At 67.9% G+C, this 11,473-nt stretch carries 12 protein-coding genes; 8 read left to right on the forward strand and 4 right to left on the reverse strand.

Features of this window, described 5'->3' with window-relative positions; all coding sequences use genetic code 11:
- The 5 genes from AC1DY5_RS25025 to fdhD all read left to right on the forward strand — a co-directional run.
- On the forward strand, positions 1–271 hold a 271-nt coding region (locus tag AC1DY5_RS25025), incomplete at its 5' end, for a LysR substrate-binding domain-containing protein (protein WP_478115740.1).
- A gap of 62 nt (positions 272–333) precedes the next feature.
- Positions 334–753, forward strand: coding sequence for a GFA family protein (locus AC1DY5_RS25030; RefSeq protein WP_478115741.1), 420 nt, complete (start codon positions 334–336; stop codon positions 751–753).
- A 200-nt stretch (positions 754–953) separates the two neighbouring features.
- Entirely contained in the window at positions 954–3,281 is a 2,328-nt protein-coding gene (locus AC1DY5_RS25035) for an FdhF/YdeP family oxidoreductase (RefSeq protein WP_478115743.1), read from the forward strand.
- A 12-nt stretch (positions 3,282–3,293) separates the two neighbouring features.
- Positions 3,294–4,202, forward strand: a complete 909-nt coding sequence (locus AC1DY5_RS25040) for a bestrophin family protein (RefSeq protein ID WP_478115745.1) — start codon at positions 3,294–3,296, stop codon at positions 4,200–4,202.
- A gap of 8 nt (positions 4,203–4,210) precedes the next feature.
- Positions 4,211–5,029, forward strand: coding sequence for a formate dehydrogenase accessory sulfurtransferase FdhD (fdhD, locus tag AC1DY5_RS25045; RefSeq protein ID WP_478115760.1), 819 nt, complete (start codon positions 4,211–4,213; stop codon positions 5,027–5,029).
- An 8-nt stretch (positions 5,030–5,037) separates the two neighbouring features.
- Here the strand turns inward: fdhD and AC1DY5_RS25050 are convergent, their stop codons facing one another.
- Positions 5,038–5,883 carry an oxidoreductase gene (locus tag AC1DY5_RS25050; RefSeq protein ID WP_478115747.1) on the reverse strand — a complete coding sequence of 282 codons (846 nt, stop codon included), beginning with the start codon at positions 5,881–5,883 and terminating at the stop codon, positions 5,038–5,040.
- A gap of 125 nt (positions 5,884–6,008) precedes the next feature.
- On the opposite strand from AC1DY5_RS25050, the gene AC1DY5_RS25055 reads away from it, so the two are divergent.
- Complete coding sequence (locus tag AC1DY5_RS25055) at positions 6,009–6,905, forward strand: LysR family transcriptional regulator (RefSeq protein WP_478115749.1); 897 nt, start codon at positions 6,009–6,011, stop codon at positions 6,903–6,905.
- On the opposite strand, the gene AC1DY5_RS25060 is transcribed toward AC1DY5_RS25055, so the two are convergent.
- From AC1DY5_RS25060 to AC1DY5_RS25070, 3 genes are read right to left on the reverse strand one after another with little or no spacing between them, the layout of a single operon-like run.
- A complete protein-coding gene (locus tag AC1DY5_RS25060) occupies positions 6,906–7,490 on the reverse strand; it encodes a nitroreductase family protein (protein ID WP_478115750.1) in 585 nt (194 codons plus the stop codon).
- Positions 7,487–8,917, reverse strand: a complete 1,431-nt coding sequence (locus AC1DY5_RS25065) for an aminotransferase-like domain-containing protein (protein ID WP_478115752.1) — start codon at positions 8,915–8,917, stop codon at positions 7,487–7,489. Before AC1DY5_RS25065 ends, AC1DY5_RS25060 begins: the two co-directional genes overlap by 4 nt.
- Positions 8,889–9,170, reverse strand: coding sequence for a hypothetical protein (locus AC1DY5_RS25070; RefSeq protein WP_478115754.1), 282 nt, complete (start codon positions 9,168–9,170; stop codon positions 8,889–8,891). Before AC1DY5_RS25070 ends, AC1DY5_RS25065 begins: the two co-directional genes overlap by 29 nt.
- 372 nt (positions 9,171–9,542) lie before the next feature.
- On the opposite strand from AC1DY5_RS25070, the gene AC1DY5_RS25075 reads away from it, so the two are divergent.
- Together AC1DY5_RS25075 and AC1DY5_RS25080 are read left to right on the forward strand one after the other, a co-directional pair.
- Entirely contained in the window at positions 9,543–9,926 is a 384-nt protein-coding gene (locus tag AC1DY5_RS25075) for a DUF805 domain-containing protein (RefSeq protein ID WP_478115756.1), read from the forward strand.
- Positions 9,923–11,473, forward strand: a 1,551-nt coding sequence (locus AC1DY5_RS25080) for an FAD-binding oxidoreductase (RefSeq protein ID WP_478115758.1), incomplete at its 3' end; no start/stop codon positions are given. The genes AC1DY5_RS25075 and AC1DY5_RS25080, both read left to right, overlap by 4 nt.

Consider the following 11,473-nt stretch of genomic DNA (forward strand, 5'->3'; position numbering starts at 1 on the left):
GATCGACGCCAACTCGATTCCGCTGCTGCCGCGCCTGATCGCGCGCACGCACCTGCTGAGCTTCCTGTCGCGACACACGCTGAACGCGAGCGGGGCGGCCAGCGTGCTGCGCGAAGTACCATTGAAGGAGACGACGCTGCGACGCCACCTCGGGGTCACCTATCGCAAGGAAGGCTACCTGTCGCCCGCGGCGCAACGGCTGGTGACGCTGCTGCGCTCGCGCGGCAAGCGGCTCTTCACGTCTGCGCTCGGCAGCGTGCCGCGAGCGTGACGCGCGCCGGGTCGGGCGATCTGCGAACCGGCCCCTAGGCTGTCGAGGCATTGGAGGACACCATGGTCATCACAGGCGGCTGCCACTGCGGCAACATTTCCTTCGAGCTCAGCTGGGAGCCCGCGCCTTCCGAGATTCCGGCGCGTGCCTGCAACTGCTCGTTCTGCACCAAGCACGGCGGCGTCTGGACCTCCAATCCCGGCGGGGTGCTCAGCGTGGAGATGGCCGACCCGTCGCTGGTCTCCAATTACTTCTTCGGAACCCGCACCGCGCAGTTTTATGTGTGTGCGCGATGTGGCGTCGTCCCCTTGGTCACGAGTTCGCTCGACGGTCAGCTCTATGCCGTCGTGAACGTCAACACCTTCAACAACGTGGCGCCCTCCCTCCTTCGCCCAGCGCCCGTTTCGTTCGAAGGAGAAAGCGTGGAGCTGCGGCTTGCCCGCAGGCGACGCAACTGGATTGCCGACGTTCGCTTCGATTGAAACACCCGGTGTTGCAAGCGCAAAGCCCGGCGCGCGGCTGCAATAGACGCGCAAGTCGGGGCTTCGACGATGGAGCCACCGAGACAGGGAAGCGCCGGCAGCACCAACTGTGCTTCACCCATTGCGCCGGATCTGTGCTCGTGGCGCCGGGGACGGCGCTTCTAGACTTCCCACTCCCTGAAGCATCCCCAGGAGATCCCGTGCCAAGCAACGACCCGAGAGCCAGAATCGAGACCTATACTCACGCCGCCGCGGGCTGGGGCGCCATAAAGCAGGTGGCCCTCACGCTGCTGAAGGAGCGCGTTCCCGGCACCCGGTACAAGACCCTTTTCAAGCAGAACCAGCCCGACGGCTTCGACTGCCCCGGCTGCGCGTGGCCGGACCGGGAGCATGCCTCGACCTTCGAGTTCTGCGAGAACGGCGTCAAGGCCGTCGCGGCCGAGGCCACCGGCAAGCGGGCGACGCCGGCCTTTTTCGCCGGCCGCACGGTGGCCAGCCTGCTCGAGGAGTCGGATTACGAGCTGGAAGAACACGGCCGCCTGACCGAGCCGATGGTCTTCGACGCCGCGACGGACACCTACAAGCCGATCGCCTGGGACGCCGCCTATGCGCTGGTGGCGCGGCTTCTGAGGAAGCTGGCAAGCCCCGACGAAGCCGCGTTCTATACCTCGGGCCGGGCCAGCAACGAAGCAGCCTTTCTCTACCAGCTCTTCGTGCGCGCCTACGGCACCAACAACTTCCCCGACTGCTCGAACATGTGCCATGAGTCCACCAGCCGAGGCCTCCCGGGCACGGTGGGCGTTGGCAAGGCCACCGTGACGCTGGACGACATGGAGCGCTGCGACACCCTCTTCCTGTTCGGCCAGAACCCTGCGACCAACCATCCTCGCATGCTCGGCGAGCTGCGCGACTGCGCCCGGCGCGGCGTGACCATCGTGGCCATCAATCCGCTGCGCGAGCGCGGGCTGGAGCGCTTCACCAACCCGCAAAGCCCGGTCGAGATGATGACCATGGGCAGCACCAGGATCGCCTCCGTCTTCGTGCGGCCGAAGCTCGGCGGCGACCAGGCCCTGATCAAGGGCGTCGCCAAGCATGTGCTGGAACGCGACGACATCGCGCTGCGCCAGGGCTCGCCGCGCATTCTCGACGTGGCCTTCATCGCCGAGCACTGCAGCGGCTTCGAGCGCTTCGCCGAGGACCTGCGCCGCCAGTCCTGGGATGAGCTGGTCGCCGAGTCCGGCGTGGCGAGGGAGGAGATTGAACACCTCGCCGAGATCTACATCCGCGGCAAGGCCGTGATCTCGACCTGGGGCATGGGCCTGACCCAGCACAGGAACTCCGTGCAGACGATCCAGATGCTGTCGAACCTGATGATGATGCGCGGCAACATCGGCCGGCCCGGGGCCGGCCTGCTGCCGGTGCGCGGCCATTCGAACGTGCAGGGCAACCGCACCGTGGGCATCGAGAACCAGCCGTGCCCGGCCTTCCTCGACCGGCTGGCCGGCGCCTTCGGCTTCGAGCCGCCGCGCCGGCATGGCTTCGATGTGGTGGAGACCATCCACGCGATGCGCGACGGCCGCATCAAGGTGCTGTTCGCGTTGGGCGGCAATTTCGCGATGGCCACGCCGGATACGCAGCGCACCTGGGAGGGCCTGCGCAACTGCGAGCTGACCGTGCACCTGGCGACCAAGCTGAACCGCAGCCACCTGGTGCACGGCCGCCAGGCGCTCATTCTTCCGGTGCTCGGGCGCACCGAGATCGACATGCAGGACGGCGTGGCCCAGGGCGTGACGGTGGAAGATTCGGTGTGCATGGTCCACATCTCCTATGGCATCAACAGCCCGGCCTCGGAGCATCTGCGCTCCGAGACCGCCATCGTGGCCGGCATCGCCGACGCCACGCTCGGCCCGCGGCCGGTCGACTGGCTCGCGCTGTCGCGCGACTACGCTCGCATCCGCGACGCCATCGCGCTGGGCGTCGCGGGTTTCGACGACTTCAACGCCCGCGTCGCCGTGCCCGGCGGCTTCCATATCGGCGTGGCCTCGCGCGAACGCGTCTGGGAGACCGAGACCAGGAAGGCGCAGTTCGTGGTCAGCACCCTGGCGTCCGACACGCCCCTGCACCGCGCACGCCGCCAGTACGGCGAGCAGTTGATGGTGCTCATGACCACGCGCTCCCACGACCAGTACAACACCACGGTGTACGGCCTGAACGACCGCTACCGCGGCGTGTTCGGCCAGCGCCGCGTGGTGTTCGTGCACCGCGACGACCTGAAGATGCTGGGCTTCGAAGCCGGCGAATGGGTCGACCTCTTCAGCGTCTGGGAGGACGGCATCGAGCGCCGCGCCGACCGCTTCCTGCTGGTCGAGTACGACATCCCGCGCGGCTGCATTGCCGGCTACTACCCGGAGACCAACCCGCTGGTGCCGCTGGACAGCCTGGCCGAGGTGTCGGGCACGCCGACCTCCAAATCGGTGCCGGTGCTGCTGCGGCGCTCGGCCGCGGCAGCTGGCGCACTGGCCGCGTAAGGGAAGCCGCGCATGATCGTCCGGCCGCGCGAGCACTGGCTTCGCATGCTCTTCGTCTGGCACGGATCGGTGCTGCGCTCGATCCTGCCGCAACTGGCTTTCATGCTGCTGGTGAGCCTGATCGCCTGGAAGTCCGACGGACGGATCCTGGGCGAACGGGTGGCGACATCGTTCACGCTCGTGGGCGTGACCCTGGCCGTGTTCCTCGCCTTTCGCACCAACGTCAGCTACGCGCGCTACTGGGAGGCGCGCCAGCTGTGGGGCGAACTCACGATCGCTTCGCGCACGCTGATGTCGCAGGTCATCTGCTACCTGCCGCTGTCGGACGGACAGTTCAGCCGCGACGCCGTGGCGCGGCACGTGGGCGCCTTCGCCTATGCGCTCAACCGGCAGCTGCGCCGCGCCGATGCCGACGAGCCGCTACCGCTGCTGGGCGCGCGCGAGAACGCCGCGCTGCGCGGCAAGCAGTTCCGTCCGATTGCGATCCTCGACGAGTTGCGCCGCATGCTCGCGGGGCTCGATGACGGCGGCGCGCAAGGCATGCAGCGGCAGTGGATGTTCGACGCCCAGCTTTCGCGCATGTCCGATGTGGTGGGCGGCTGCGAGCGCATCGCCAGCACGCCGTTCCCCTTTTCCTACGGCGTGCTGCTGCATCGCACGGTCTTCGTCTACTGCGTGCTGCTGCCCTTCGGCCTGGCCGACATCCTGCACGAGGCGACGCCCTTCGTCGGTGTCTTCGTCGCCTACACCTTGCTGGCACTGGAAGAGATCGCCGACGAGATCGCCGAGCCTTTCGGCACCGCGCCCAACGACCTCGCGCTCGATGCGATGTGCCTCAACATCGAGCGATCCCTGCTGGAACTGACCGGCAAGCCGGTGCCCGAGCCTCTGGCGCCGGACCTGCGGCACGTGCTTACCTGACCCGGAAGATTTCCATGCTCGATCTGAACGAACCCGAGGGCTACGTCGAAGTCGGCGTGGCGCGCCATCGCAATGCCGCACAGGCTCTCGCCACCGACCGGGTGGCTCAGGAATGGCCCGTCGCGCTGGTCTTCAACGGCATCTCCCATGCGGTGATGATGGCCACGCCGCGCGACCTCGAAGCACTGGCCGTCGGCTTCGCGTTGACCGAGGGGCTGGTGCGCGGCCGCAGCGAGATCGTCGATCTCGAGGTGTCGATGCACGAGGACAGCGCAGAGGTTCAGCTGACGGTGGTCCAACAGGCCTTCCAGGGCCTGAAAGCCCGGCGCCGATCCCTCGCCGGCCGCACTGGCTGCGGCGTCTGCGGCATCGAGAGCCTCGGGCTGCTCGACCTCGTGCCGGAGCCGGTCGTGCGCTCCGCTGTCGCGGTGAAGCCCACTGCAGAGAGCATCCGGCGGGCGTCGGAGGAGTTGCCCGGATTCCAGGCCCTGACCCGGCTCACGGGCGCGCTGCACGCCGCCGCCTGGTGCAGCCCGCAAGGGGAGGTCCTGATGGCCGTGGAGGATGTGGGGCGACACAACGCGCTCGACAAGCTGGTCGGCGAGCGCGCCCTGGCGCGTTTGCCGCTCGATGACGGCTTTGTCTTCCTGTCGAGCAGGGCCAGCTACGAGCTGGTGCGCAAGGCGGCGCGCGTCAATGTGCCGATGCTGGCGACGGTGTCGGCGCCGAGCTCGCTGGCGATCCGGATCGCGCGGCAGGCCGGGATGACATTGGCGAGCTTCTGCCGCAGCGACAGCTTTGTCGACTACACGGTGAGCCAGGGCTGATCGCGCGGTCAGGCCGGGTCGAAATCGGTGCTTTGACTCACCGCTTCCCAAGCCGCAGTCTCGGCGAGCAGCGCTTCGGCGTGGGCCCGGATCGCATCGACGGAATCGCCGCCAAGTTGCAGCCGCAAGGGCGTGCGCTCGGCATTCAACGCCGCTTCGATCGCCGCGCCAGCCTTGCGTGGATCGCCCGGCTGCGTGTTGTGCATCGCATGCACGAACTCGCGCGTCGGTCCGACGATGGGCTGGTAGGCCTCGATCGCCGGCATGTGGCGCATGCTGCTGCCGCCCAGCTGGGTGCGGAACTGGCCGGGTTCGACGATCAGCACCTTGATGCCGAAGGGCGCGACCTCCTGCGCCAGCGCTTCGGACGCGCCTTCGAGCGCGAACTTCGAGGCCGAGTAGGCGCTGAACCCCGCAAACGAGAGCTGGCCACCCAGGCTCGAGATGTTGACGATGGCGCCCGATCGCTGCGCACGAAACACCGGCAGCGCGGCGCGCGTGACGGCCATCGCGCCGAAGAAGTTGGTGTTCATGAGCGCGCGCAAGTCGGCGTCGGCGGTCTCTTCGAGCGCACCCACCACGCCGTAGCCCGCGTTGTTGATGAGCACGTCGATGCGGCCGAAGCGCGCGACCGCGGCCTGCACGGCAACGTCGGCGGCGCCGGGCACGTCGACGTCGAGCGCGGCGGCGAGCACCCGGCCGGGCGCGAGGGCGACCAGCCCGGCGAGGCGGTCGGTGCCGCGCGCGGTGGCGACCACGTTGTGGCCTTGCGCCAGCGCATGCTCGGCGAAGGCGCGGCCGAAGCCCGAAGCGGCGCCGGTGATGAACCAGGTCTGAGGCGTGGATGCGGTCATGGTCGATCTCCTTCGGGGCGCTGTGGGTGCGACGGGTTTCGTCGCGGCATGGCGTGACTTTCGCGGCAATTCGATTCGGCGACTAGATGGTTCGAGTCGAAAACACTGTGCGATACGATGCATGAATGGATCGAGCGCTTCTGCCCCATCTCGCGATCGTTCTCGCGGTGCATCGCCGCGGCGGCTTCGCGGCGGCGGCGGCCGAACTGGGCATGAGCGCATCGGCCGTGAGCCATGCGGTGCGCGCGGTCGAAGACCAGCTCGGCCAGCCGCTGTTCGCGCGCACCACGCGCAGTGTCCGGATCACCGAGGCCGGCACGGCCTTCATCGGCCTGCTGGCGCCGGCGATGGGCGAGATCTCGGACGCGGTCGATGCTTTCGGCGCCGCGAGCGGGCGCGTGGGCGGCCTGCTGCGCATCAACGCACCGCATGTGGCGCTACCGCTCGCCATGACGCCGCTGGTGACGGAAATGGCGCGGCGCCATCCCGAACTCGTGGTCGAGGTCAGCTCCGACGATGGGCTGATCGACATCGTCGCCGCCGGCTACGACGCGGGCGTGCGCCTCGGCCACACGGTGGCTCAGGGCATGGTGGCGGTGCGGCTCACGCCGCCGTTCGACGCCATCATGGTGGCGTCGCCGGCGTACCTCTCGCGGGCCGGCGAACCGCGCAACATCGCGGCGCTCGCGAAGCACAACTGCATCGGCTATCGCTTCGTGACTTCGGGCGGCGTGTACGCGTGGGATCTGCGCGAGCGGGGCGCGCAGGTGTCCGTCGAGGTGCCGGGCTCAGTGCGCGTGACCGATGCGTTGTACGCCAAAGAGCTCGCGCTGGCCGGCGTGGGCATCGCGTACCTGTTCGAACCGCTGGTGCGCGCGGAGATTCGCGATGGACGGCTTCGGCAGTTGCTACCCCGATCGGCCTACGAGGAGCCGGGTCTGTTCTTGTACTTTCCGAGGCGCGCGTCGCAGGCGCCCAAGCTGCGCGCGTTCGTCGATCTGGCGCGGGAGCTGCTCATGTAGTCATGCCGGCCGGGGCTTCCAGTTCGACAGGACGCGCTCCCGTTCCGTCCGCAGCGCGGGCGGCGGTGGCGAAACGATCGTTCCGATGCTGACGAACCCGGCCAGCGTCTCCGCGGGCGCGATGCCAAGCGCCTCGCGCAGGATCGCGTCCCTGCAGCGCCCCCCGCTGAGCACGATGGCGCCGAAGCCCATCGCATGGGCCGCCAGCAGCAGCTGGCCCAGCGCTGCGCCCGCGCCCAGCCATTGTTCATGGACAGGCACCTTGGCATCGGACTCGGGCCGCACGACGAAGGCCAGCATCGTCGGCATCTGCGTCGCATGGGCGCGGGCGCGCTCGATGTCCTGGGGCGTGGCATCGGGCGTCCGGCGGCGCTTCTCGTCCTCGAAGAGCTGCGCCAGCGCTTCCCGCTGCGTGGCCGCGAAATCGATCAGCCGCCAGGGCAGCATGCGGCCGTGGTCCGGTGCGCGCAGCGCCGCATCCACCATCAATCCGAGCTGCGCCTCGCTCGGCGCCGGCAGCCCCAGAAGCCGCGGCGACACCGAGCGCCGAGCCAGCATCGTCGACAGCAGCAGATCCGCAGTCATGGCACGCCCCGGCCCGACATCGTCACCGCCATCCGACCCAGCTCGATCACCGCCGCCTCGATCTCCGGCGACCACCGATAGCTGTAGTTCAGCCGCATGAAGTGCCCGTAGGTGTTGGCGGTCGAGAACATCCGGCCCGGCCCGATCGTCAGGCCGCGCTCCAGCGCCTCGCGGTAGAGCACCATGGTGTCGACCTGCGGCGCCAGCTCGACCCACAGCACATAGCCGCCTTTCGGGCGGGACAGGCGGGTGTGCTCGGGGAAGAAGCGCTTGACCATCGAGCCCATGATGCCAGCCTGCTGCGCCAGCGTCTGCCTCAGCCGCCGCAGATGGTGCTCGAAGCCGTCGTTCTTCAGGTACTCGGCCACGCCGAGCTGGGGCATCGTGGGCGTGGCCAGCGTGTTGAGGAACTTCAGTTTCTCGACCTGTTGGCGATAGCGCCCGGGCAGCGCCCACCCGATGCGCACGCCGGCCGTCAGGCTCTTCGAGAAGGAGTTGCAGTGCAGCACCAGGCCCTGCGTGTCGAAGGACTTGAGCGTGGTGGGCGGCGCATCGCCGTGGTACAGCTCGTTATAGACGCCGTTCTCGATCAGCGGCAGCCCGTGCCGCGCGCTGAGCGCCACCAGCTCGCGCTTCTTCTCGTCGCTCATAATGAAGCCGAGTGGGTTCTGGAAATTGGGCATGACCATGCAGGCGGCGACGGGGTGCCGCTCGATCGCGTGCGCCAGGGCCGCGAGGTCGATGCCCTCGTCGGGGTGCGTGGCCACCTCGATGGCGCGCATGCCCATGCGCTCGATGGCGTGCAGCATCGCGTAATAGGTGGGCGACTCGACCGCGACGACATCACCGGGCTTGGCCACCGCCTGCAGGCAGAGGTTGATGGCCTCCGTCGCGCCTGCCGTGATGATGATCTCGCCGGGGTCGGCGGCCAGCCCGGTTTCGAGGTGGCGCCGGGCGATCTGCCGGATCAGCTCGGGATTGCCGGGCGGCAGGTCGTCCAGCACGGCCCCGACGTCGTGGCGCTTCGCGACCGTGGCGATCTGATGATGGACGCGACGCCAGGGAAAGAGCGTCGGGTCGGGATAGGGCGAGCCCAGCGGCACCGCGCACCGGGAGCGGATCGACTTCAGCGTGGTCAGCACCAGCCGGCTGACGTCGACATCGCTCGAGGCGTCCGGCGGCTGCGAGGCTGCGATCGGCTCCGATACCGCCTCGGCCCGGAGCGCGCGCACGAAGTAGCCCGACTGCGGCCGGCTGTCGATCAGGCCCCGGCTCTCCAGTTGCAGGTAGGCGCGCGACACGGTGGTGACGCTGAGTTGGCGGACGCGGCAGCTCTCGCGTATCGATGGCAGGCGCTCGCCCGCTCGCAGCACGCCATCCCTGATGGCGCGCTCCAGTTCATCGGACAATCTGTCGTAGAGCTTCAATCCGCGGCCCCTGATGCCGGCGTGCGAAGCCCAGACCCGCGTCGGTCAGGGCCAGCGCAATATTCTGATCCTGCGACCTCGTCAGCTCCACCAGTTCCGCATCGATGAGCGCCGAGAGGGTTCGCATCACGAGGCTCAGCGGGAGCCCGAGCTGCTTGCGCAAGCGCGGGACCGAGAGGCCGCTCTTGTCATCATAAGCTTCAAGAAGCGCGGCGAGTATCGCCGCAACTGCCGGGTCCAGCCGTTCGCTCACCTCAGCCTCCGACTGCATGGGTAGATGATTGGGACCGCGGCAGCCGTCGAGCCTGGAGGATCGACTTCGCACGTGTTGGAGTTGAAGCGGGACATTCGAAGACTCTGGGACTGTTGGGCCGTGTGGGGCATTGTTCGGCACAACGCCGCCGGTGCCGGTGCACAGTCGCTCGGGAGCACAGGGAGCACAGGCGCGTTTGCCATGGGAGGGACTTTCGGCTTCCCTCGTTTCCTGGCGATTGCCATCGATCCGATGCGGATTGCAGCTGTAACCCGGGCGGCGGCGATGCTCAACACATTTCGATACACCCACGGTAGGATGCGGGTCGTCAGCCCCCGGTCGCTACCGGACCTCCCATGGATCACAAGGCAAATGAAGAAGTCCTGGCTTCAAGAGTTCTCTCTGCGAGGTCGACTCGGTCGAACCTCGTTCTGGCTTCGATTCGGCACACTCCTGCCGCTCGGTCTCTGGCTGTGCATCGGGGTGCAGCAGCATTTCGGCCCACCCTTCGACCTGATCCCGGCACTGGCCCTCGTGGCGCACATGGTCTCGGTCTGGGGCCGCCGGCTTCATGACCGCGGCCGGTCGGCGGGGTGGCTGCTGCTTGCCGCCGTTCCTGTCGTCGGAGCCATCGTCCTCCTCGTGGAGTGCGGATTTCGCGGCACGGCCGCCGGCGCCGAGCGCTACGGATCGCCTGCCGATCGGCGAGCCGACTACCTGCGCGTGACCTCTCCTGCCGACGCTTCCCTGCAATGACCAACCATCACATCGTCAATGACGTCACGCAACTGAACCCGGTGCGGGTCATGGCCATCGTCGCACCCAGTTGCACCGCGGATGTCGTCGAGGCCTTGCGCCGCACCTCCGGACCGGTCTCCATCGGCGGCGGTCGCTTCAGCATGGGCGGGCAGACGGCGAGCCCCGGCAGCCTGCACTTCGACATGCGCTCGATGAATCGAATCGTCGCCTTCTCGCCCGGCGACAAGACGATCCGCGTGCAACCCGGCGTGCGCTGGTGCGACATCCAGAAGTTCGTCGACCCGCATGGCATGGCGGTCAAGATCATGCAGACCTATGCCAACTTCACGGTCGGCGGTGCGCTGAGCGTCAACTGCCACGGTCGATACGTGGGGCTGGGACCCCTGGTGCTGTCGGTGCGCAGCATCGAGGTGGCCCTGCATGACGGCGAGCTTCGGCACGCGAGCCGGGAGCTCAACCCGGATCTGTTCTTCGGCGTCATCGGCGGCTACGGCGGCCTGGGCGTGGTGGTCGAGATCGAACTCGACCTGGCCGAGAACAAACGCGTTCAGCGCGTCGACAAGGTGATGCCGCTGGCGGAGTATTGGTCGCATTTCAAGAACGAGATCCGGAACAACCCGAACGCGGTGTTCCACAACGCCGACCTGTACGCGCCGCACTACGCCACGGTGCGCTCGGTGACCTGGGTCGAGACCGAAGCGCCGGCCACGACGACGGCGCGACTGCAGCCGCTCGCGAAGTCGTATCCGCTGCACCAGTACTTCCTGTGGGCCATCTCCGAGACGCCTTTCGGCAAGGAGCGCCGCGAGAAGTTCATCGACCCCCTGCTGTACCTCCGCAAGAAGGTGCATTGGCGAAACTACGAGGCCGGCTACGACGTCGCGGAACTGGAGCCGCCCTCGCGCAAGGACCGCACCTATGTGCTGCAGGAGTACTTCGTGCCGGTCGAGAAGCTGGAGCAATTCGTGCCGCTGATGGCCGCCGTGCTGCGGCGCCACCGCGTGAATGCGCTGAACGTCTCGATCCGGCATGCCATGCCCGACTCCCACACCCTCTTGAGCTGGGCCCCGAGGGAGACCTTCGCCTTCGTGCTCTACCACAAGCAACGTACGCGCGAGAACGCGAAGAGCCGGGTGGGCGTCTGGACGCGCGAGCTGATCGACGCCGTGCTGTCGGTCGGCGGCACCTACTACCTACCCTACCAGCCCCATGGCACCCCGGAGCAGTTCCATCGCGCCTACCCGCGAGCGAAGGAGTACCTCGCGCTCAAGGAGAAGCTGGATCCGGACTTCAGGTTCACCAATGTCCTCTGGAACAAGTACCACCGGACGGGCTCGGGCGGCAGCGGCGCGGCAAGTGCGCCGCCTTCGCCACCGCGTTCCGAATTCCATCAGGTCTTCGGCGACGTGCGGCAATCCGATGCCTTCTATCGCTTTCTCCAGAACGTGTTCCGGACCGTCCCGGAGGACCGGCTCCACCAGCTGATCCGCGAGGCCTGCCAGCAACACCAGGACGAGGAGAGCGTCTACCGCTACATCCAGCGC

The sequence above is a fragment of the Variovorax sp. P4_D9 genome, assembly GCF_056401695.1.